The organism is Pseudomonas sp. GNP013 (assembly GCF_054343995.1).
Map to the genome: position 1 here is coordinate 1,039,160 of NZ_JBTGUT010000001.1, position 21,812 is coordinate 1,060,971.

General features: G+C 61.1%; 18 protein-coding genes. 9 read left to right on the forward strand and 9 right to left on the reverse strand.

Going from position 1 to position 21,812, the window contains the following annotated elements; genetic code table 11:
• Position 1: 1 nt before the first annotated feature.
• The 4 genes from ACXX81_RS04825 to ACXX81_RS04840 are packed head-to-tail and all read right to left on the reverse strand — an operon-like array spanning position 2 to position 4,744.
• Entirely contained in the window at positions 2-994 is a 993-nt protein-coding gene (locus ACXX81_RS04825) for a serine O-acetyltransferase (RefSeq protein ID WP_209983776.1), read from the reverse strand.
• A gap of 37 nt (positions 995-1,031) precedes the next feature.
• The gene (locus tag ACXX81_RS04830; RefSeq protein ID WP_231421444.1) at positions 1,032-1,946 is read right to left on the reverse strand and encodes a PLP-dependent cysteine synthase family protein; all 915 of its coding nucleotides are present in this window, start codon (positions 1,944-1,946) and stop codon (positions 1,032-1,034) included.
• Between the two features lie 15 nt (positions 1,947-1,961).
• Positions 1,962-3,824 carry a molybdopterin-synthase adenylyltransferase MoeB gene (gene moeB / locus ACXX81_RS04835; protein ID WP_231421445.1) on the reverse strand — a complete coding sequence of 621 codons (1,863 nt, stop codon included), beginning with the start codon at positions 3,822-3,824 and terminating at the stop codon, positions 1,962-1,964.
• 26 nt (positions 3,825-3,850) lie between these two features.
• Positions 3,851-4,744 (reverse strand): DMT family transporter, encoded by an 894-nt coding sequence (locus tag ACXX81_RS04840; protein WP_209990459.1) that lies wholly within the window; start codon positions 4,742-4,744, stop codon positions 3,851-3,853.
• Between the two features lie 160 nt (positions 4,745-4,904).
• On the opposite strand from ACXX81_RS04840, the gene ACXX81_RS04845 reads away from it, so the two are divergent.
• Positions 4,905-6,329, forward strand: a complete 1,425-nt coding sequence (locus ACXX81_RS04845) for an aminotransferase-like domain-containing protein (protein ID WP_231421446.1) — start codon at positions 4,905-4,907, stop codon at positions 6,327-6,329.
• A 34-nt stretch (positions 6,330-6,363) separates the two neighbouring features.
• Here the strand turns inward: ACXX81_RS04845 and ppsR are convergent, their stop codons facing one another.
• A complete protein-coding gene (gene ppsR / locus ACXX81_RS04850; protein WP_003230310.1) occupies positions 6,364-7,182 on the reverse strand; it encodes a posphoenolpyruvate synthetase regulatory kinase/phosphorylase PpsR in 819 nt (272 codons plus the stop codon).
• Between the two features lie 179 nt (positions 7,183-7,361).
• On the opposite strand from ppsR, the gene ppsA reads away from it, so the two are divergent.
• The 8 genes from ppsA to ACXX81_RS04890 all read left to right on the forward strand — a co-directional run bounded on the left by ppsA (position 7,362) and on the right by ACXX81_RS04890 (position 15,442).
• Entirely contained in the window at positions 7,362-9,737 is a 2,376-nt protein-coding gene (gene ppsA, locus ACXX81_RS04855; RefSeq protein ID WP_057009261.1) for a phosphoenolpyruvate synthase, read from the forward strand.
• Positions 9,738-9,843: 106 nt separating this feature from the next.
• Positions 9,844-10,833, forward strand: a complete 990-nt coding sequence (locus ACXX81_RS04860) for an alpha/beta fold hydrolase (RefSeq protein ID WP_209983768.1) — start codon at positions 9,844-9,846, stop codon at positions 10,831-10,833.
• Positions 10,834-11,011: 178 nt separating this feature from the next.
• Complete coding sequence (gene rraA, locus ACXX81_RS04865) at positions 11,012-11,500, forward strand: ribonuclease E activity regulator RraA (protein WP_139136753.1); 489 nt, start codon at positions 11,012-11,014, stop codon at positions 11,498-11,500.
• A gap of 25 nt (positions 11,501-11,525) precedes the next feature.
• A complete protein-coding gene (cmaX, locus tag ACXX81_RS04870) occupies positions 11,526-12,521 on the forward strand; it encodes a divalent cation transporter CmaX (RefSeq protein ID WP_209983766.1) in 996 nt (331 codons plus the stop codon).
• An 87-nt stretch (positions 12,522-12,608) separates the two neighbouring features.
• Positions 12,609-12,851 carry a CrfX protein gene (locus ACXX81_RS04875; protein ID WP_209983764.1) on the forward strand — a complete coding sequence of 81 codons (243 nt, stop codon included), beginning with the start codon at positions 12,609-12,611 and terminating at the stop codon, positions 12,849-12,851.
• 2 nt (positions 12,852-12,853) lie between these two features.
• Positions 12,854-13,678, forward strand: coding sequence for a mechanosensitive ion channel family protein (locus ACXX81_RS04880; RefSeq protein ID WP_209983762.1), 825 nt, complete (start codon positions 12,854-12,856; stop codon positions 13,676-13,678).
• Between the two features lie 85 nt (positions 13,679-13,763).
• Positions 13,764-14,354 (forward strand): RNA polymerase sigma factor SigX, encoded by a 591-nt coding sequence (sigX, locus tag ACXX81_RS04885; protein ID WP_209983760.1) that lies wholly within the window; start codon positions 13,764-13,766, stop codon positions 14,352-14,354.
• A 107-nt stretch (positions 14,355-14,461) separates the two neighbouring features.
• Positions 14,462-15,442 (forward strand): OmpA family protein, encoded by a 981-nt coding sequence (locus ACXX81_RS04890; RefSeq protein WP_003230320.1) that lies wholly within the window; start codon positions 14,462-14,464, stop codon positions 15,440-15,442.
• Between the two features lie 59 nt (positions 15,443-15,501).
• On the opposite strand, the gene cobA is transcribed toward ACXX81_RS04890, so the two are convergent.
• The 4 genes from cobA to nirB are packed head-to-tail and all read right to left on the reverse strand — an operon-like array spanning position 15,502 to position 21,731.
• Positions 15,502-16,245 (reverse strand): uroporphyrinogen-III C-methyltransferase, encoded by a 744-nt coding sequence (gene cobA / locus ACXX81_RS04895; RefSeq protein ID WP_458571292.1) that lies wholly within the window; start codon positions 16,243-16,245, stop codon positions 15,502-15,504.
• A gap of 10 nt (positions 16,246-16,255) precedes the next feature.
• Positions 16,256-18,964, reverse strand: a complete 2,709-nt coding sequence (locus tag ACXX81_RS04900; protein ID WP_458571293.1) for a nitrate reductase — start codon at positions 18,962-18,964, stop codon at positions 16,256-16,258.
• Positions 18,964-19,281 carry a nitrite reductase small subunit NirD gene (gene nirD, locus ACXX81_RS04905; protein ID WP_003230326.1) on the reverse strand — a complete coding sequence of 106 codons (318 nt, stop codon included), beginning with the start codon at positions 19,279-19,281 and terminating at the stop codon, positions 18,964-18,966. Before nirD ends, ACXX81_RS04900 begins: the two co-directional genes overlap by 1 nt.
• On the reverse strand, positions 19,278-21,731 hold the full coding sequence (gene nirB, locus ACXX81_RS04910; protein ID WP_209983755.1) for a nitrite reductase large subunit NirB: 2,454 nt from the start codon (positions 21,729-21,731) through the stop codon (positions 19,278-19,280). The genes nirD and nirB overlap by 4 nt, the downstream gene beginning before the upstream one ends.
• Between the last annotated feature and the right edge of the window lie 81 nt (positions 21,732-21,812).

The window sequence follows — 21,812 nt, forward strand, 5'->3', positions numbered from 1 at the left end:
TTCAACCTCCGACGATCAATGGGCTGGCCTGCAACACCGAGCGCACCATCGCACTCAAGCCCGGCGGGGACAGCAGGGTGATTTCAAACTCCGGCCCGCAGACTTTCAGGTTCAGCGGCAGGCGCGGCAGCGGGTTGTTCGGTTCGGTGCGATGCAGGCGAAATTGCAGGTGGTGGCGCTCCTTCATCGTGGGCTCCAGCATCAGCCCCGGCAACGGATGAAAGTCGGCGTCCAGCACCGTGACCTTGTGCCCGGCGGTGATTTCACCGACCACATGCAAGCGCTCCTCGAGGGCGAATGCGCCGAGGTAGGTGCTGTGCTCGGACGCATCGTTCTTCTGCATCTGGATCTGGTTGACCACCTTGACCTTGGTGCCCGCCGGCACGTCCTGAGTGATCACGCAGGCCGGGCTGATAAACACATTGTCGCCAATCAGCACGTAGCCCAGCACCCGTGCGCCGGAGCCGATCTCGACGTTATTGCCCAGGCGCGGGTGGCGCTTGCCGTCGGGGTTGTTGGCGATGCCGCGCGCGCCAAGTGTCACGCCACAGAGGATGTAGCAGTCGTTGCCGATTTCGCAGGTTTCGCCGATCACCGTGCCGTAGCCGTGGTCGAGCACAAACCGCCGGCCGATGCGTGCCGCCGGGTGAATGTCGGCGCCGGAGAGCATCTTGCCCTGGTTGCTCAACTGCGAGGCGATGTGCGCAAACGCCTCATCCGTCTGGTCCGGGAAATTCCACACACGGTGCGCGAGCCGGTAGTACAGCACCGCCTTGAACGAGGCGTAGGACTCCAGGATCAACTCGCCGCGCCCGCGTGAAGCCGGGTCGCGGCTGGCGTAGGCGATCAGGTCTTCGGCCACCGCCTGCGCCGCGTCCTGGATCAATGGCGCCAGGTGCGGTTCCAGCTGCTTCATCTGCGCCGGCGTGAGCGTCTTGATGAGGTGCGTGAGCAGCTCATCGTGCAGCAGTTGCATGTCGATAAAGCCCCCCATGGAGCCACCTCCGCAGTCTGGATAGTTGGAAGGCCGGTTACTCGAAGTTGGGCAGGTAGCTGTCGGCATTGTCGTAGACCAGGGTCAGCACCACCGTTTCAGGCGGCAGTTCGGGGGCGAGTTGGGCGATGGCGACCATATTGGCGGCCGAGGACAGGCCCAGGCTGATGGCGTCGGTGCGCATGATGCGCTTGATCATGTCGACGCACGCCCGGTGCGAGACCTTGAGCATGCCGTCGATCACGTCCAGGTTGAGGATGCTCGGGATCAGGCCGATCGACAGGCCCTGAATGTCGTGCGGCGCATGCCGGTCCTTGAGCAGGTCGCATTCTTCGGGCTCCACGCCCATCACGCGCAGGCCCGGCCAGGCGGCCTTGAGGGTTTCGCCGATGCCGGTGATATGGCCGCCGGTGCCGATGCCGCTGACGAAATAGTCCGCACGCAGCTCACCGAAGTCGCGCAGGATCTCCGGCGCGGTGGTGTCGCGATGGGTCTGCGGGTTGGCGCCGTTGCGTTGCTGGTTAAGCATCACGTAGTTGGGGTTTTCCAACTGCAACTCCATGCATTTCTCGCCGTGGGAGTTGTTGCCCAGGCGGCTGTCCGACAACACCACCCTGGCGCCGTAGAGGCGCAGCAGTTTCTGTTTTTCCGGGCTGTAGTTGTCGGGAATCACCAGCACCACTTTGTAGCCCAGCACATTGGCGGCCATCACCAGGCCGATGCCGGTATTGCCGCCGCTGGGTTCGATCAGGGTTTGCCCGGAATCACGGATCAGCACACCACGGCGTTCGGCGTCGAGGATCATGCCCAGGGCGATGCGCGCCTTGTGGCTGCCACCGGGGTTGAGGGATTCGAGCTTGGCGTAGACCTCGATGCCGAGGTCTTCGGAAAACTGCGCCAGGCGCACAGTCGGCGTGTGGCCGATGGCGTCGATAATCGAGTTATGCAACATCGCTCTGCCCCCCGCTCAATACAACGGCATGTCGGGTTCGACGTCGCGCACCCAATGCTTCATGCCGCCCTGCAGCACCCTGGTGTTGGCAAAACCGGCGGCCAGCAGGGTGCTCGCCGCCTGCTCGGCGCGGGTGCCGGCGTAGCAGATCAGGTAATGGGTGTTGTCGCGGCTCAGGCGGCCGAGCTGCGAATCCAGCTCGTCGAGGGGAATGTGCACCACGCCCGGCAGCTTGCACACCTCCAGTTCGCTGGCATCGCGCACATCCACCAGCACATCGGCGCTGTTCGGGTGTTCCAGCACTTGCTTGAGGACGTGCGGCTTGATGTAGCGCTCCTCGGCGAGGCACGGCTGGGGCGCCACGGCGTCGGCGCAAACTGCCGGGGCGACGGTGTGGCTGTGGCGCTGGGCGGAGCAGCACGGGCAATTGGCGCGGCGCTTGAAGCGCACCTCAGTGAATTTCATCGCTAGGGCATCGAAGCGCATCAGGCGCCCGGACAACGGCTCGCCAATGCCGATCAGCAGCTTGATCGCCTCGGTGGCCTGGATCATCCCGACCACCCCCGGCAGCACGCCGATCACCCCGCCGGCGCTGCAGTTGGGCGCCAGTTCGGCTGGCGGTGGGCTGGGAAACAGGCAGCGATAGCACGGCCCGCCCTGGTAGTTGAACACGCTGATCTGCCCGTCGAAGCGGTAGATGGCGCCGTACACCAGCGGCTTGTCCAGCTGTACGCAGGCGTCGTTGACCCGATAGCGCGTGTCGAAATTGTCGGTGCCGTCGATCACCAGGTCGTAGGCGCCGACCAGCTCGAGGGCGTTATCGGCATTGAAGGCGGTGTCGTGGGTGTTGATCCGGATATGGCTGTTGAGGTCCTGCAGGCGCTGTTTGGCGGATTCGACCTTGGACATGCCCAGGCTGCTGTTGCCGTGAACGATCTGGCGTTGCAGGTTGCTGCTTTCCACCACATCAAAATCCACCAGGCCCAGGGTGCCGACGCCGGCGGCGGCCAGGTACAGGCTGATGGGCGAGCCCAGGCCTCCCGTGCCGATGATCAGCACCCTGGCCTTTTTCAGCTTCAACTGGCCTTCGCGACCGACGCCGGGCAGGGTGATGTGCCGCACGTAGCGTTGCACTTCTTCATTGCTCAGCGCGTCGACGTCCATGCCGCCGGAAGTGGCGAGCAGCACATCGATATGGGCTTTTTCCGGCAGTGGCTCGTCGGCGTCGATCAAGGCTTCTTCGGCGGTGAACAGAAAATGTTCCTTGAGCTGGTTGTTGTTCTCGTGAAACAAGTGTGCGCGCAGCTGCGGGTGGCGGCTGCACAGGTTTTCCATGACCTCGCGCAATGTCGATCCGGCGCCCTCGAGGGTCGACTCCGGCAACTTGGCCACGCGAACCAGAATGTCGGGGAAAGAGACAGCGTTCATGGACAGCTCCGCATGCAGGTCGTTGAAAGGGGTGAGGGCGAAATGCTTGCCATCCCAGGCAAACAGCTTGGAACCCTGGGCCTGGCCCTGACGGACGTCGACCACCAGATAACTGACCGGGTGGATCGGTTCGCCCATGAACAGCGCCTTGTCCTGGTCTTCATCGCTGAAATAGGCGCCGACATCCGGGTGCGAGTGGTAGATCACCACCACCGGGTTATCGCTGCGCAACGCCTTGTTCAGCAGCAGGGTGTCGGCCACGGCAAAGGTGTAGCCATTGGCCGCGCTGCGTGGGTACATCTCGGGGTTTTTGCGGTGCAGTTCGTTCTGGATATTGCAGCCCGGGTACACGCTGCCATCGGCGAAGACGAAACCGCAGCACTCTTCGGGGTAGCAGCGGCCGGCGTGGGCGTAGATTTGTTCCAGGGCGGTGGGACGAAGGACATCCATGTTGCTCTCGCGTCGTGGTGGGCGGCTCAATTTTTCTTGGCCAGGAATTTTTCGATGGGCAGCTTGGTGATCGCAAAACCGGCCAGCAGGACTGCCGAGTAGAGCATCAGGTCACGGGACAGCGCCACGCCCTCGTACCAGGCGCCGATGATCACCGCGAACACCGGGAAGATAATGAACACGAACGACAGGATGATCGGGCTCAGGCGCTTGAGCAGCATGAAGTACACGATGAAACCGCCCACCGATGCCACCAGCCCCAGGTAGAACAGCGCGCTCCAGGAGCGCAGGGTAATGTCTTCGAACGTCGGCGTTTCAAACCACAAGCCGGCCACGAACAGCATCAGGCCGGCAATCCCGATGGGCAGGGTGTTGTAGGTGATCACGCTGATGGCGCTGCCTTTTTGCTTGGTAATCACATAGCACAACGCATGCATGATCGCGGCGCCGAGGATCGCCAGCACCCCGAAGAACTCGGCGTGGTCCAGGTGCAGGCCCTGGCTGCGGATGATCATGTAGAGACTGCCGAAACCGATTCCAATGCCGACCACTTGGGAAAAGTAGATGCGCTCGCGCAAAAACAGCGCGGAAAAAATCAGGATGAACACCGGCATGCAGCTGAACAGCAGGGCGGTGAGGCCCGACGAGACATGCATCTCGCCGTAGTTGAGCAGGTAATACGGAATACTGAAGTAGGACAGTGTCACGAATACGAAAAACCAGCGGCTCTCCCGAGGAAACAGGATCGGCTCGCGGCGCACCCTGGCAAAACACAGGAACAGCGGGAATGCGATCAGAAAGCGCAGGCCGGCGGACGTTAGCGGTGGCACGCTTTCCACCGCGATCTTGATACCCAGCCACGTGGTCCCCCAACTCAGGCACACGATAAGAAACATCACACTGGTGACCAAGCCGGGCAACCACTGTTTGGGTGTTTTGGTTTTGGCGGTGTTTTCGAGAACAGCAGACATTGGCATCGTTTATTGCTTCCCTGAGCCGACATTGAACTCTATATTGAGCGTGTAACAAGCGGTAAAAATCGGCGATTGAACCCGTAAAAGCACACTATTAGGGCGAAAGATGACTGTCAAAACAAATATTGACATGGTGTCAATTATGCGTGAGGGGTTGTCCAACGGGCAGGGTGTCAAGTACAAGCGCCTGTCCGATGTCATGGAGCGGGGCATCCTTGAAGGCTTGATTGAACCGGGACGAAAACTGCCGCCCCATCGGGTGCTTTCGGACAATCTGGGCGTCACCATCGGTACCATCAGCCGCGCCTACGGCGAGCTGGAACGTCTGGGGCTGGTGGTGGCGCGGGTCGGTGACGGCACCTTCGTGCGCAAGCGCGGGATGGAGCGCCAGCGCGATGAAGGCTTTCGCAATGTCAGCGAGGAGCCGCGCCAGTACTTCGACATGAGCCGCAACATGCATATCCCCGGGCAGGAGACGGTGTTCCTGGCACAGAGCTTCCAGACCCTGTCGACCAACGCCAAGTTTCTCCAGGAGATCAGCGCCTACACCCCGGACGCGGGCCTGCCGCGTTACCGCGAAGCCGGTGCGCAGTGGTTGGTACAGCGCGATTTCCATCCGATTCCCGAGCAGGTCATCTGCGTGAATGGCGGTCAGCACGGTTTGCTCTGCGCCATGATGGCCCTGCTGCGGGCCGGCGATACGGTGGTCACCGAACAGCTGACTTATCCGGGGTTGATCACGGCGTCACGCATGCTCGGTATCCGCCTGATCGGCCTGGAGATGGATGAGGAGGGTGTGCTGCCGGGCGCGCTGGATGAACTCTGTCGTAATCACCGAATTTCGGCGTTGTACTGCACACCCACGATTCAGAACCCTACGACGTCAGTGTTATCGGTGGCGCGCCGCGAAGCGCTGGCCAGAGTCTGTCGCGAACACAATCTGTTGATTCTTGAGGATGAGGCCCACGGCGTTCTGGTGGAAGACCGGCCGCCGCCTCTCAGCTATTTCGCGCCCGAGCGTACGATTTTGATCAGTAGCCTGAGCAAGGCGGTGTCAGCCGGGTTGCGCGTGGGTTATGTGCATGCGCCGCCCGCGCTGGTCAGCCGCATTTCTGCCGCCTTGCGCTCCACCTGCTGGATGGCCACGCCAGTGACCCTGGAGTTGGCCACCCAGTGGATCGAAAACGGCACGGCGGAATACCTGTTGCGTCAACAGATCAGTGAGATCAGCCGGCGCAAGGCGCTGGTGGAGGATTTGCTGGCTGGCCTGGCTTACCGTACTCACCTGAATAGTCCGCACTTCTGGATCGAAGTGCCGGAGCCCTGGCGCGCGTCGGAAATAGAAGCCGAACTCAAACAGAACAATTACCTGATCGCCACCGCAGAAGCCTTTGCGGTGGGGCAGACGGCGGTGCCGCAGTTTATTCGGGCGAGTATCTGTAACACGTCCGGGGATGATCAGTTGTTGCGGACGGGGTTCGATGCGTTGGCAACCGCGCTGGGGCAGGGTGGCGGAAGGTTTCATCTGTAAGGCTGATCAGGCTTTTTGTGGGAGGGGGCGTTGATTACTTGAACCTGCGCTCCACCCCTTTCTCCACCAGAATCTTTGCCGAAATCTCTTCCACCGAGAAATGCGTGGAATTGATATGCGCAATATTCTCGCGCCGGAACAGATTTTCCACTTCACGCACCTCGAACTCGCACTGCGCGTAGCTCGAATAGCGGCTGTTGGGCTTGCGCTCGTTGCGGATGGCGGTCAGGCGGTCCGGGTCGATGGTCAGGCCGAACAGCTTGTGCGAGTGCGCGCGCAGGGCGGCGGGCAGGGTCAGGTGTTCCATGTCGTCCTCGGTCAGCGGGTAGTTGGCCGCGCGGATGCCGAATTGCATGGCCATGTACAGACAGGTTGGCGTCTTGCCGCAACGCGACACGCCCACCAGGATCAGGTCAGCCTTGTCGTAGTAGTGCGTGCGTGCGCCGTCGTCGTTGTCGAGGGCGAAGTTGACCGCCTCGATACGCTCCATATAGTTGGAGTTATGCCCGATGGAGTGGGACTTTCCTACCGAATAGGAGGAGTGTTCGCTCAGCTCCTGCTCCAGCGGCGCGAGGAAGGTGGAGAAGATGTCGATCATGAAACCATTGGAGGTCGCAAGAATCTCACGAATGTCCTGATTGACGATGGTGTCGAAAATGATCGGGCGGCAGCCGTCTTTTTCAGCCGCCAGATTGATTTGTTGTACCATGGCCCGCGCTTTATCCACGCTGTCTATATAAGGCCGGGTGAATTTGGCGAAGGTAATGTTTTCGAACTGCGCGAGCAGGCTTTGGCCCAGGGTTTCGGCAGTAATGCCAGTGCCATCGGAGATAAAGAAAGCAGATCGTTTCATTTGAGCCCTGGGCCTTAAGCTGATGGCGAATCTTGGATATGATAGGCGCGATTTTGCTGTCCCGCAGTGGGCCGCATTCTCACTTATTTTCCAGGCCCAGGCCACAAGCGCTGGCGAATGCTCCTACTGAGCCGTCGGCGTCCATGAGCTTTTCCAACACAGAAAGTGGAGAGATCACCTTGGTAGAGTACGTAGTTTCCCTCGATAAGCTCGGCGTCCATGATGTAGAGCACGTAGGGGGCAAGAACGCATCCCTCGGCGAGATGATCAGTAATCTTGCAGGCGCAGGTGTGTCGGTGCCCGGTGGTTTCGCCACCACGGCCCAGGCGTACCGTGATTTCCTCGAGCTGAGCGGCCTCAACGCTCAGATCCACGCCGCGCTGGACGCTCTGGACGTCGATGACGTCAACGCCCTGGCCAGAACCGGCAGCCAGATCCGCCAATGGATCATGGAGGCCGAGTTCCCTGAAAAGCTCAACGAAGAAATTCGCACCGCCTTCGCCACCCTGTCGGCCGGCAATCCGGACATGGCCGTCGCCGTGCGTTCCTCGGCCACCGCCGAAGACTTGCCCGACGCCTCCTTTGCCGGTCAGCAGGAAACCTTCCTGAATATCCGTGGCGTGGAAAACGTGATCCGCGCGGCCAAGGAAGTGTTTGCCTCGCTGTTCAACGACCGCGCCATTTCCTACCGCGTGCACCAGGGTTTCGACCACAAGCTGGTGGCCCTGTCTGCCGGCGTGCAGCGCATGGTGCGTTCGGAAACCGGCACCGCCGGCGTGATGTTCACCCTCGATACCGAATCGGGCTTCCGTGACGTGGTATTCATCACCGGCGCCTACGGCCTGGGCGAAACGGTCGTACAGGGCGCGGTCAACCCGGACGAATTCTACGTGCACAAGCACACCCTTGAGGCCGGTCGCCCGGCCATCCTGCGCCGTAACCTGGGCAGCAAGGCGATCAAGATGATCTACGGCGACGAGGCCAAGGCCGGTCGTTCGGTCAAGACCGTCGATGTGGACAAAGCCGAGCGCGCGCGCTTCTGCCTGAGCGACGCGGAAGTCAGTGAGCTGGCCAAGCAGGCGATGATCATCGAAAAGCACTACAAGTGCCCGATGGACATCGAGTGGGCCAAGGACGGTGACGACGGCAAGCTGTACATCGTGCAGGCTCGTCCGGAAACCGTGAAGAGCCGCACCTCGGCCAACGTCATGGAACGCTACCTGTTGAAGGAAACCGGCACCGTGCTGGTGGAAGGCCGTGCCATCGGCCAGCGCATTGGCGCGGGCAAGGTGCGGATCATCAAGGACGTGTCCGAGATGGACAAGGTTCAGCCGGGTGACGTGCTGGTCTCCGACATGACCGACCCGGACTGGGAACCGGTGATGAAACGCGCCAGCGCCATCGTCACCAACCGTGGCGGGCGTACCTGCCACGCGGCGATCATCGCCCGTGAGCTGGGCATCCCGGCGGTCGTGGGTTGCGGCAATGCCACCCAACTGTTGAAAGACGGCCAGGGCGTGACCGTGTCCTGCGCTGAAGGCGACACCGGTTTCATCTTCGAAGGCGAGCTGGGCTTCGACATCAAGCAGAACTCCATCGACGCCATGCCCGACCTGCCGTTCAAGATCATGATGAACGTCGGCAACCCGGACCGCGCCTTCGATTTCGCGCAGTTGCCGAACGCCGGTGTGGGCCTGGCCCGCCTGGAGTTCATCATCAACCGCATGATCGGCGTGCACCCCAAGGCCCTGTTGAACTACGACGGGCTGCCGCTGGACATCAAAGAGAGCGTCGACAAGCGCATCGCCGGCTACAACGACCCGGTGGGCTTCTATGTCGACAAGCTGGTGGAAGGCATCAGTACCCTGGCGGCGGCGTTCTACCCGAAAAAGGTGATCGTGCGCCTGTCGGACTTCAAGTCCAACGAGTACGCCAACCTGATCGGCGGCAAGCTCTACGAGCCGGAAGAAGAAAACCCGATGCTGGGCTTCCGTGGTGCCTCGCGTTACATCAGCGAAGCCTTCCGCGACTGCTTCGAGCTCGAATGCCGTGCGCTCAAACGCGTGCGCAATGAGATGGGCCTGACCAACGTCGAAATCATGGTGCCGTTCGTGCGCACCCTGGGCGAGGCGAGCCAGGTGGTCGACCTGCTGGCCGAAAATGGCCTGTCCCGTGGCGAAAACGGCCTGCGCGTGATCATGATGTGCGAGTTGCCGTCCAACGCCATTCTGGCCGAAGAGTTCCTGGAGTTCTTCGACGGATTCTCCATTGGCTCCAACGACCTGACCCAGTTGACCCTGGGCCTGGACCGCGACTCGGGGATCATCGCGCACTTGTTCGACGAGCGTAACCCGGCGGTCAAGAAGCTGCTGGCCAACGCCATCCAGGCCTGTAACAAGGCCGGCAAGTACATCGGCATCTGCGGCCAGGGCCCATCGGATCACCCGGACCTGGCCAAATGGCTGATGGAGCAGGGCATCGAAAGCGTCTCGCTGAACCCTGACTCGGTGCTGGAAACCTGGTTCTTCCTCGCCGAAGGCCAAGCGTCCGCTTAAGATCGCAACGTCAAAAGTGCCGGTCACCCGTTGCGGATGACCGGCATTCTTATCTGTACAGGGCGGGAATCCTCGCGGACGCCGCCCTTTTTTGTGCAAGAGCATTATGCAAAGCAGCAGCAATCTGTTTCCCGTCGCCCTGATCAGTGCTGAACGTCGTGGCGACCTGAGTGAAGACGTGTATCGCCTCAAACCCGGTAACAGCCCCGACGGCACCGTCGAGCTGGCAGTGACCCGTCTGGGCCTGGCCGATGTCCCGGAAAACCGGGGCATTGCGGTTATTTTGTTGCACGGCAGTTTTTCCAACCGGCGTTTCTGGTACTCGCCCAAGGGCATCGGCCTGGGCGCCTACCTGGCGCGCCAGGGGTTTGATGTGTGGATCCCGGAAATGCGCGGCCACGGGCTGTCCAGGCGTAATCAGGACTATGCGAAAAATCGCGTGGCCGACTATGCGCGTTACGATTTGCCGGCCATCGGCGCGTTCGTGCGTGAGCAAAGCGCGCAGACGCCGCATTGGATCGGGCATTCCCTCGGTGCCATCACCCTGGCTGCCGCCCTGGGCGCGCGCCACCTGGAAGCATCGGCGGTGGCGTCGGCGGCGTTGTTCGGCTGTCAGGTCAGCCGCACGCACTGGCCGTTGAAAATCCCGCCGGTGGAGTGGGCAGGTCGCTGGTTGCTCAAGCGCTTTGCCCATGTGTCCGGACCACGTTTCAAGCGCGGGCCCGAGGACGAGCCCGCCGGCGTGATGATCGAGGCGTTGCGCTGGAACGGTCTGTTTGGCCGGTTTGGCGATGCTGATGCCGACTGGTGGAAGGGCCTGGCCCAGGTCGATGTGCCCTTGCTGGCGGTTAGCGCCGCGGGCGACGAGCAAGACCCGGACTGGGCCTGCCGCCAGCTGTTCGAACAAGTGGGCAGCGAACATCGCCAATACCTGTGCCTGGGGCGTGGGCAAGGGTTTACCGGGGATTTCGGGCATGTGGAAATGCTCGTCAGCAAGGCCGCGCAGGCTGAAGTCTGGCCGTTGACGGCGCAGTGGCTGAAAGATCCGCTGACACCGTTGTCCGCTGCCCGGCCCGAGCTGATGGCCACGGCTTGATCCGGGGCTTTTCGCTGATCTGCGGTTGCGGCTAAGCTATGACGCGTTAAACGCTTCTGGTCATATTCAGTCGCTGCTGCGCGCTTGCGTTGCGGCGAAACGGATGGGATGTTGCGTACCTGCGAGGCAGACGCTTCTTTCCAAAGACAGCTTTTTGACGCAAGGGACTCTTTTCATGATCCATTACGTAACCCCTGACCTGTGCGATGCCTACCCCGATCTGGTGCAGGTGGTCGAGCCGATGTTCAGCAACTTCGGCGGACGCGATTCCTTTGGCGGCGAAATCGTCACCCTCAAATGTTTCGAAGACAACTCGCTGGTCCGAGAGCAGGTTGACCTGCCGGGTGCCGGTAAGGTGCTGGTGGTCGACGGTGGGGGGTCGCTGCGTCGCGCATTGCTGGGCGACATGCTCGCCGAAAAAGCCGCAAAGAATGGCTGGGAAGGCATGGTGATCTACGGCTGCATCCGTGACGTCGACGTGATCGCCCAGACCGATCTGGGTGTGCAGGCCCTGGCCAGCCACCCGATGAAGACCGACAAGCGCGGCATCGGTGACCTGAACGTGGTGGTGACCTTTGCCGGCGTCACATTTCGTCCGGGCGAATACATCTATGCCGACAATAACGGTGTGATCGTGTCGCCCAGTCCGCTGAAGATGCCTGAATAAACCGCAATAGCCGACAGGGGTGAGGATGTTCGAGGAAGAAAACGCGCAATGGGGGCTGGTGCATGCCCTGGTGCTGGACGGTAAAGGCGGCGCGCGTTCGATTGCCCGGACTGAACTGGATGACCTGCAACTGCAGCCGCGGGAAAGCCTGTGGCTGCATTGGGATCGCAGCCATCCGCAAACCCGCACCTGGCTGCGCCAATCCAGCGGATTGAGCGAGTTCGCCTGCGACCTGCTGCTGGAGGAGAACACCCGTCCACGCCTGTTGCCGTTACCGGACGCCGAGCTGTTGCTGTTTCTGCGCGGGGTCAACCTCAACCCGGGTGCCGAACCGGAAGACATGGTCTCGGCGCGCATCTTCGCCTCTGCCAGCCGTGTGATCTCCCTGCGTTTGCGCCCATTGCGCGCGACTGATGAGTTGCTGGTGCAACTGGCGGAGGGCAAGGGGCCGAAAAATACCTCTGAACTCATCCTTTATATGGCGCAGTACCTGACCAATAAGGTGCAGGATCTGGTTACCGACCTGTCTGAAATCGTCGATTCAGAGGAAGAAAAACTCGATGCCGACGAACGGTATACTCCGGAGCATGGCAGTATCCTGCAGATCCGTCGCAGAGCCGCTGGATTGAAGCGATTCCTGGCGCCGCAACGGGATATTTTCGGTCAGCTCACGCGGATCAAATTGCCGTGGTTCTGTGACGACGATGCCGACTACTGGAACGAATTGAACAACAGCCTGACCCGCTACCTGGAAGAGCTGGAATTGACCCGGGAGCGCGTGGGGCTTGTACTTGAGGCCGAGGACCGGCGCTTGAGCGTGCGCATGAACCGCACCATGTACCGCTTCGGAATCATCACCGGGATTTTCCTGCCGATGAGTTTTCTCACTGGTCTGCTGGGTATAAATGTGGGGGGAATTCCTTTTTCCTCCAGCCCCTATGGATTCGCGATTGCGTGCCTGTTGATGGTGTCGGTGGCGCTCGGGCAATGGTGGTTGTTTCGACGCTTGCGCTGGGTTTGACCTGAATACGAGCTGAACGTAGGAAGGGTCGGATGTGACCTCAGGAATTTAACCCTCGTCTTTTAATTCACTTGCGAGAGGTCTTTTATGCACGATCCGTTTGAACAGTCTTTGCGTGACATGCTGAATGCTTCGCCATCCAACCGTGATGACGATGCCTGCCTGGGCCGCGTATTGAAAACCGCCAACCGTCAGGTTGGGGCGGGAGACCTGTTCGGGCTGCTCGGGCGTTGGGTGCCGGCGTTGATGATGGCCCTGAACAACGGTTCGGCCCACGTATCCCCGGTTTCCCGTGGCAAACCTCTTGCTCGCACTGATAAGGCTGATTGAACATGGAACTTGATCTCTGGACCCAGAGCCTGGTCACCGCGATGACGGCATTGTGGACCAAGGTGGCGAATTTCATTCCCAACCTGTTTGGTGCCCTGGTGCTGGTGCTGCTGGGGTTTGTCGTGGCCAAGCTGCTCGACACGCTGTTGTCCAAGCTGCTCGCGAAACTGGGCCTGGATCGCTTGATGGCAGGCACCGGCCTGACCAAGCTGCTGGGGCGCGCCGGGCTGCAAGTGCCGATCTCGACCTTGATCGGCAAGATTGTCTATTGGTTCGTTTTGCTGATATTTCTGGTTTCGGCGGCGCAATCCCTTGGACTTGAGCGAGTTTCAGCTACGCTCGACATGCTGGCGCTGTATTTGCCCAAGGTTTTCGGCGGCGCGCTGGTATTGCTGGTAGGCGTTTTACTCGCACAATTGGCCAATGGGCTGGTACGCGGGGCCGCCGAAGGCGTGGGGCTGGACTATGCTGCCGGTCTGGGGCGAATCGCTCAGGGGCTGGTGATCATCATCAGTATTTCGGTCGCGATCAGCCAGTTGGAGGTCAAGACCGACCTGCTCAACCACGTGATTGTGATTGTTTTGATTACCGTTGGTCTGGCAGTTGCGCTGGCCATGGGGTTGGGAAGCCGGGAAATTGCCGGTCAGATTCTTGCGGGAATCTACGTGCGTGAGCTGTATCAGGTAGGGCAAAATGTGCGTGTAGGCGAGGTCGAGGGGCAAATCGAGGAGATCGGTACCGTCAAAACGACAGTACTGACCGATGATGGCGAGCTGGTGTCGCTGTCCAATCGGATACTCCTTGAACAGCAGGTCAGTAGCCGCTGACCCGGCACCCTGCTAATGTACGCCGCCGCGAACCCGGCTTGCCGGGCCGTAGCGGACATTGACCTGACTGTCGGCACGACTTGTTTTGAATAAAGCTCAAACGCTGTCCACGCGCTATGACCCCCGTGAGCTCTCTGATGAGGAGCTGGTCGCGCGTGCACATACGGAGCTGTTTCACATCACGCGCGCCTATGAAGAATTGATGCGCAGGTATCAACGCACTCTGTTCAACGTTTGTTCAAGGTATTTAGGGAACGATAGAGATGCGGACGATGTCTGTCAGGAAGTGATGCTAAAGGTGCTGTACGGCCTCAAGAACTTCGAGGGCAAATCGAAGTTCAAGACCTGGCTCTACAGCATCACGTACAACGAGTGCATCACGCAGTATCGGAAGGAACGGCGAAAGCGTCGCTTGATGGACGCCTTGAGTCTGGACCCCCTTGAGGAAGCGTCTGAAGAAAAGGCGCCGGCACCCGAGGACAAGGGCGGACTCGATCGCTGGCTGGTGTATGTGAACCCGATCGATCGGGAGATTCTGGTGCTGCGATTCGTCGCAGAGCTGGAGTTCCAGGAGATCGCTGACATCATGCACATGGGTTTGAGTGCTACAAAAATGCGGTACAAACGTGCTCTAGATAAATTACGTGAGAAATTTGCGGACGAGACTGAAACTTAGTGCGTGGCAAATATCTCTTACGTGTAGGCAAGTTCTGTTAGACTTGTCGCCGAGTTGTCCCCCGGTTTGTGGGACTGCTTTACAATCACCAGATGGGGATTTAACGGATGAAACTGAAAAACACCTTGGGCTTGGCCATTGGTTCTCTTATTGCCGCAACTTCTTTCGGCGTTCTGGCACAAGGCCAAGGCGCAGTTGAAGGCGAGCTGTTCTACAAGAAGCAGTACAACGATAGCGTCAAGCACATCGAAGACGGCTTCAACCCAGGCGCTCGCATTGGTTACTTCCTGACCGACGATCTGTCCTTGAACTTGTCCTACGACAAGACTAACCACACCCGTTCGAATGACGGTACTGGTAGCCAGAAGATCAAAGGTGACACTGGCAGCCTCGTGGCCCAGTACCACTTCGGTCAGGCCGGCGTTGACAGCCTGCGTCCATACGTTGAAGGCGGTTTCGGCCACCAGAGCCGTGGCAACGTGCAAGCTGACGGCCACAGCGGTCGCGATCAGACCACTTTCGCCACCGTCGGTACCGGCGTGAAGTACTACTTCACCAACAACCTGTACGCTCGTGCCGGTGTTGAAGCTGACTACGGTCTGGACAACGGCAAGTGGGACTACTCCGCACTGGTCGGCCTGGGCGTGAACTTCGGCGGTAACGCTGGCGCAGTCGCTCCAGCTCCTACCCCAGCACCAGCTCCAGAGCCAACTCCAGAGCCAGAAGCTCCAGTTGCTCAGGTTGTTCGTGTTGAGCTGGACGTTAAGTTCGACTTCGACAAAGCCGTTGTTAAGCCTAACAGCTACGGCGACGTGAAAAACCTGGCCGACTTCATGGCTCAGTACCCGTCCACCAACGTAGAAGTTGCTGGTCACACTGACTCCGTAGGTCCAGACGCTTACAACCAGAAGCTGTCCCAGCGTCGTGCTGACGCTGTTAAGCAAGTCCTGGTTAAAGACGGCGTGGCTCCTAGCCGTGTAACTGCTGTAGGTTACGGCGAATCCCGCCCAGTTGCTGACAACGCAACTGAAGCTGGTCGCGCTGTTAACCGTCGCGTAGAAGCGTCGGTTGAAGCTACCGCTCAGTAATTACTGAGTAGTAGAAAAAAGCCCGGCTCAGGCCGGGCTTTTTTTCGTCTGCAATTTGCTCAGGCGCTGGCGGCCACTGCGACATAAGCCGCCTGTTCAGCCGCTGCAACCCTGCCAATCACCAGAATCGCCGGGCTCTTCAACGCGAAAGCCTGTGCATCTTCCTGCATGCGCGACAGCACGCTGCGGCACTCCCGTTGCTGGGGCAGCGATGCATTCTCGATCATCGCCACCGGCATATCCGCCGCCATGCCGCCGTCCAGCAACTGCTGGCGTATTTCTTCCAGCTTCGCCACGCCCATATACACCACCAGCGTCGTCCCGCCTTCAGCCAGCGCGCGCCAGTTCAGGCGGCTGTCGTCCTGGGTATGCGCCGTGACCAGCGTTACGCCACGGCTGATACCGCGCAACGTCAGCGGGATATCGCAGTTAGTTGCGCCTGCCAGCCCCGACGTAATCCCATTGACCACCTGTGCCTCGATCCCGCGCTCGCGCAGCCACATGGCTTCTTCACCGCCGCGTCCGAAAATGCACGGGTCGCCGCCTTTGAGCCGCACCACACACTTGCCCTGACGCGCGTAACGCAGCATCAAACGGTGGATGAAATCCTGCGGCGTTGAACGACAGCCGCCGCGCTTGCCCACCGTAATCACCCGCGCATCGCCGCAATGTTCCAGCACCGCCGGGTTGACCAGATCGTCAATCAGCACCACATCGGCCTCGTTCATCGCCCGCACCGCCTTCAGGGTCAACAGCTCCGGATCCCCCGGCCCTGCGCCTACCAGCCAGACTTTTGCGCTCATATTCCTGTCCTCACACACTGATAGCGATTGGCTGCGGATGGCTGACCAGCAGACGTTTGATTTCCGGCACACAGGAGCCGCATTGCGTGCCGCATCCCAGGGACTGCTTGAGTCCATCCAGGTCCAGACCCTGGGCAATACCGGTACACACCGCGTTTTCACTGACGTTCATGCAGTTACACAACACCTTGCTGCTGGCCGCCGCACCGCCGGGCGCTGCGCTCAAGGGCGCGAGTAGCCAGCGGCGCAACTGCTCATCGGTGCGGCCTTCCAGCCACAGGCTCTGCAGCCAGTGGCGGGCGAGGGTTTCACCGGCCAGACGTACGGCCGTGATGCGGCCTTTTTCGATCTTCACCCGCTTGCCGATCGAGCGGCGCGGGTCGTCGTAGGCCATCACCGGGCCGTCGTGCAGGCCCAGCAGTTGGTCGATACGGGTCAGCAGCTCAAGCTCGGGCGCTGCGGTATGTGCCGCGCGTACCAGCAACGCCGGCCGTTCCCGCCCGGCCAGGCTCAGGCTCACATAGGCAAAACCTTCGCACAGCGGGCGCAGGGCCTCGAAGTGTTGCTGCACATCGCCCTCGATCAGCGCGAACAGCTGCCATGGCAACTGCACCGCCTCCAGGCGCACGCCGCTGTGCTTGAGTTCAGGTTGTTTCGACAGCGGGTCGAACGCCGGCTGGGTGAGGGTATTCACGCCGCCCTTGAGAAACCGGTCGCCCCAGTGCATCGGCAGGAAGGCCTGGCCGGGGCGTACGCTGTCATCACTGCTCACGGCAACGATCACATTGCCGCGCCGGCTTTTGAGGTTCACCAGGTCGCCTTCCTTGAAGCGATGACGACGCAGTTCATCGGGGTGCAGGCTCAGCAGCGCTTCGCTCACATGCCCGAACAACTGCGCCGCCGTGCCGGTGCGGCTCATGCCGTGCCACTGGTCACGCAGGCGCCCGGTAATCAGGGTGAGCGGGAAGCGCGCGTCGCGCTGCTCCTTGGCCGCACGATAAGGGTCGGCGATAAAGTGCGCGCGCCCCCCGTCGGTCGGGAACACCCCGTCGGTATACAGACGCGAGGTGCCGCTGCGCGCGCCCATGGGGAACGGCCACTGCTGCGGCCCCAGTTCGTCGAGCAGGGCATGACTGATACCCGACAAATCCAAATCACGCCCACGGGTCAGCAGCTTGAACTCATCAAAAATCTGCGCCGGATGCTCGAAGGCGAACAGGCTCGGCAGCCCCGGGCGCAGTCGCTGTTCCAGGCGTTGGGCGAAATCCACGGTGATTGCCCAGTCCGGCCGTGCTTCTGCGGGTGGGGTGATGGCGCGGCGTACGTGGGAAATACGCCGTTCGGAGTTGGTCACCGTGCCTTCTTTCTCCCCCCAACTGGCGGCCGGCAAAAGCAGGTCGGCGTAGGCGGCGGTCTCGGTGGTGCGAAAGGCTTCCTGCAATACCACGAACGGGCAGGCTGCCAGGGCGGCGCGCACAGCGGTCTGGTCCGGCAACGATTGCGCGGGGTTGGTGCACGCGATCCACAACGCTTTGATTTTACCGGCCTGCACCTGCTCAAACAGCTCAATGGCCGTCAGCCCGGTCGGCTCCGGCAACGCATCGACGCCCCAGTAAGCAGCGACCTCTGCGCGGTGTTCAGGGTTGGCGGCTTCCCGATGGCCCGGCAACAGATTCGACAAGCTGCCGGTTTCGCGCCCGCCCATGGCATTGGGCTGGCCGGTCAGGGAGAACGGCCCACAGCCCGGCCGGCCAATTGTGCCGGTGGCCAGGTGCAGATTGATCAGCGCGCTGTTTTTAGCGCTGCCGGCGGTGGACTGGTTGAGCCCCATGCACCACAGCGACAGAAAGCCAGGGGAGGTGCCTACCCATTCGGCGCACAGACGCAATTGTTCGACACTGATCCCGCACAGCTGCGTGACCATCTGCGGCGTGTAGTCATGTACCAGGCGCTTTAGCTCCGCCAGTCCGTCGGTATGGGCCTGGATAAAGTCGCGGTCGATCCAGTCTTCCCACAACAACAGGTGCAAGATTCCATGGAACAGCGCCACATCCGTGCCCGGCAGGATGGCCAGGTGCATGTCAGCCAATTCGCAGGTGTCGGTGCGCCGAGGGTCGATCACCACGACTTTCATCTGCGGACGCCGCGCCTTGGCTTCCTCCAGGCGTCGGAACAATACCGGATGGGCGTAGGCCATGTTGCTGCCGACGATCATCACGCAGTCACTGATGTCGAGGTCTTCATAGCTGCAGGGTGGCGCGTCGGCGCCCAGGCTGCGCTTGTAGCCGACCACCGCCGAGGACATGCACAGCCGTGAATTACTGTCGAGATTGTTGGTGCCCACCAGCCCCCGCGCCAGTTTGTTGAAGCTGTAGTAGTCCTCGGTGAGCAGTTGCCCGGAAATATAGAAGGCCACGCTGTCCGGCCCGTGTTCGGCGAGGGTGTCGGCAAACACGTTGGCCGCGTGGTCCAGTGCGGTATCCCAGCTGGTGCGGCTACGGGCCAGGCCTTTGCCCAGGCGCAACTCCGGGTACAACGCGCGCGCGCTCAGGTCGCCCGTCAGGTGCAGGCTGGCGCCTTTGCTGCACAACTTGCCGAAATTGGCCGGGTGGCTCGGGTCGCCCTGCACACCGAGGATCTGCGTGCCGTCATGCTCGATCAGCACGCCGCAGCCCACCCCGCAGTAGCAGCAGGTGGACGCGGTGACTTGGCGGTCCATCAACCGGCGTCCCGCAGGGCCAGCATCACCCTGCCGTTTTCGACACGGGCGGGGTGATGGTGGGCGCAGCCGATATCCGGCGCCTGGGCTTCGCCGGAGGCCAGGTCGATCTGCCAGTTGTGCAGCGGGCAGGCCACGCGTTTGCCGTAGATCAGGCCTTGGGACAGCGGGCCGCCCTTGTGCGGGCAGCGGTCGTCGAGGGCGAAGACTTCGTCGTCACTGGTGCGAAAGATCGCGATGTCGCCTTTGGGCCCGTTGATGATGCGTGAGCCCAGTGCGTTGATGTCGTCGAGGGCGCAAATATCCAGCCAGTTCATGCCTGCACCTCCAGGTGTTTGACGGGGATCACCTCGAATTCCTTTTTCAGCAGCGGCTGTTCAAGCCGTTCTTTCCACGGGTCCTGCTCGAATGACAGCGAGAATTGCAGGCGCTCGTTCAGCGCCTTGCGCCGGGCCGGGTCTTCCAGCACGGCCTTTTTGATGTGTTCCATGCCCACGCGCTGCAGGTAATGCACGGTGCGCTCCAGGTAGAAGGCTTCCTCGCGGTACAGCTGCAGGAACGCGCCGTTGTACTCGCGCACTTCGTCGGCGGTTTTGAGCTTGACGAAGAACTCCGCGACTTCGGTCTTGATGCCGCCGTTGCCGCCGATATACATCTCCCAGCCGGAGTCGACGCCGATGATGCCGACGTCCTTGATGCCGGCTTCCGAGCAATTGCGCGGGCAACCGGACACCGCCAGCTTGACCTTGTGCGGCGACCACATGTTGAACAGGTCATGCTCAAGCTCGATGCCCAGTTGCGTCGAGTTCTGCGTGCCGAAGCGGCAGAACTCGCTGCCCACGCAGGTTTTCACGGTACGGATAGATTTGCCGTAGGCGTGGCCGGACGGCATGTCGAGGTCCTTCCACACGCCGGGCAGGTCCTGCTTTTTGATGCCGAGCAAGTCGATGCGCTGGCCGCCGGTGACCTTGACCATCGGCACGTTGTACTTGTCGGCCACGTCGGCGATGCGGCGCAGTTCCGAAGGGTTGGTCACGCCGCCCCACATCCGTGGCACGACAGAGTAGGTGCCGTCTTTCTGGATGTTGGCGTGGGCCCGTTCGTTGATCAGCCGTGACTGCGGATCATCCTTGGCTTCGCCAGGCCAGGTGGAAATCAGGTAATAGTTCAGCGCCGGGCGGCAGGTGGCGCAGCCGTTGGGCGTGCGCCAGTTCAGGTAGCTCATGGTGCCGGCGATGGTCAGCAGGTGCTGTTCGCGGATGGCCTGGCGGATTTGCCCGTGATTGAGGTCGCTGCAGCCGCAGATGGCTTTTTCGCTCTTGGGTTTTACATCGGCCGCGCCACCCACGGTGTTGATCAGGATCTGTTCCACCAGGCCCACGCAGGAGCCGCAGGAACTGGCGGCCTTGGTGTGTTTTTTCACCTCGTCGACACTGAACAGGCCCTGTTCCTGGATCGCCTTGACGATGGTGCCCTTGCACACGCCGTTGCAGCCGCAGACTTCAGCGCTGTCGGCCATGCTCATGGCCTTGTCCTGGCCCTGATGGCCGACATCGCCCAGGGCGTTCTCGCCGAACATCAGGTGATCGCGGATCTCGCCGATGGCATGGTTCTCACGGATCTGGCGGAAATACCAACCGCCATCGGCGGTGTCGCCGTACAGGCAGGCGCCGACCAGGATGTCGTCCTTGATCACCAGTTTTTTGTACACGCCGCCGATCGGGTCGGAGAGGGTGATGGTCTCGGTGCCTTCGCCGCCCATGAAGTCGCCGGCGGAAAACAGGTCGATGCCGGTGACTTTCAGCTTGGTCGAAGTCACCGAGCCCTTGTAGGTGGCAAAGCCCAGCTGGGCCAGGTGGTTGGCGCAGACCTTGGCCTGTTCGAACAGCGGCGCCACCAGGCCGTAGGCAATCCCGCGATGGCTGGCGCATTCGCCGATCGCATAAATACGCGGGTCGTAGGTTTGCATCGTGTCATTGACCAGAATCCCACGGTTGCACGGGATGCCGGATTTTTCCGCGAGTTCGGTGTTGGGCCGGATGCCGGCGGCCATCACCACCAGGTCGGCGGGGATGATGTCGCCATTCTTGAACTGCACCGAGCCGACCCGGCCATTGCCAGCGTCGTGCAGGGCCTGGGTGTGTTCGCCCAGGCGAAAGACCAGGCCACGGCTTTCCAGCTCGGTTTGCAGCAGTTGACCACTGGTCTTGTCCAACTGGCGCTCCAGCAACCATTCGCCGATGTGCACCACGGTTACATGCATGCCGCGCAGCATCAGGCCGTTGGCGGCTTCCAGGCCGAGCAGGCCGCCGCCGATGACTACCGCGTGTTTATGGGTTTTGGCGGTGTCGATCATGGCCTGGGTGTCGGCAATGTCGCGATAGCCGATCACGCCCTGCAAGGTGTTGCCGGGGATCGGCAGGATAAACGGCGTGGAACCGGTGGCGATCAGCAAGCGATCGTACTCGGCCTCGGTGCCGTCGTCGGCGATGACTTTGCGCTTGACCCGGTCGATCTGCACCACCTTGCGGTTGAGCAGCAGCTTGACGTTGTTGTCCAGGTACCAGTCCAGGTCGTTGAGCACGATCTCTTCGAAGGTCTGTTCGCCGGCCAGCACCGGCGACAGCAGGATGCGGTTGTAGTTGGTGTGGGGCTCGGCGCCGAACACGGTGATGGCGTAGAGGTCGCTGCTCAGCTTGAGCAGTTCTTCAAGGGTACGAACCCCGGCCATGCCGTTGCCGATCATCACCAATTTGAGTTTTTTCATGTCGCTCTCCGACCAATCACGCGCAAACAAAAAAAGGCGTCCCCGCTAGTTACCTAGCGAGGACGCCTTTGTCCGGTCCCG

Excerpts from the sequence above, each read along its gene's own strand:
- ACXX81_RS04900 (WP_458571293.1), bottom strand. The coding sequence starts at position 18,964 with ATGGACCGCCAAGTCACCGCGTCCACCTGCTGCTACTGCGGGGTGGGC.
- ACXX81_RS04830 (WP_231421444.1), bottom strand. The coding sequence starts at position 1,946 with ATGTTGCATAACTCGATTATCGACGCCATCGGCCACACGCCGACTGTG.
- moeB (WP_231421445.1), bottom strand. The coding sequence starts at position 3,824 with ATGGATGTCCTTCGTCCCACCGCCCTGGAACAAATCTACGCCCACGCC.
- ACXX81_RS04825 (WP_209983776.1), bottom strand. The coding sequence starts at position 994 with ATGGGGGGCTTTATCGACATGCAACTGCTGCACGATGAGCTGCTCACG.
- ACXX81_RS04875 (WP_209983764.1), top strand. The coding sequence starts at position 12,609 with ATGCACGATCCGTTTGAACAGTCTTTGCGTGACATGCTGAATGCTTCG.
- cobA (WP_458571292.1), bottom strand. The coding sequence starts at position 16,245 with ATGAGCGCAAAAGTCTGGCTGGTAGGCGCAGGGCCGGGGGATCCGGAG.
- ACXX81_RS04845 (WP_231421446.1), top strand. The coding sequence starts at position 4,905 with ATGACTGTCAAAACAAATATTGACATGGTGTCAATTATGCGTGAGGGG.
- ACXX81_RS04880 (WP_209983762.1), top strand. The coding sequence starts at position 12,854 with ATGGAACTTGATCTCTGGACCCAGAGCCTGGTCACCGCGATGACGGCA.
- ACXX81_RS04890 (WP_003230320.1), top strand. The coding sequence starts at position 14,462 with ATGAAACTGAAAAACACCTTGGGCTTGGCCATTGGTTCTCTTATTGCC.
- nirB (WP_209983755.1), bottom strand. The coding sequence starts at position 21,731 with ATGAAAAAACTCAAATTGGTGATGATCGGCAACGGCATGGCCGGGGTT.
- cmaX (WP_209983766.1), top strand. The coding sequence starts at position 11,526 with ATGTTCGAGGAAGAAAACGCGCAATGGGGGCTGGTGCATGCCCTGGTG.
- nirD (WP_003230326.1), bottom strand. The coding sequence starts at position 19,281 with ATGAACTGGCTGGATATTTGCGCCCTCGACGACATCAACGCACTGGGC.
- ppsR (WP_003230310.1), bottom strand. The coding sequence starts at position 7,182 with ATGAAACGATCTGCTTTCTTTATCTCCGATGGCACTGGCATTACTGCC.
- ACXX81_RS04860 (WP_209983768.1), top strand. The coding sequence starts at position 9,844 with ATGCAAAGCAGCAGCAATCTGTTTCCCGTCGCCCTGATCAGTGCTGAA.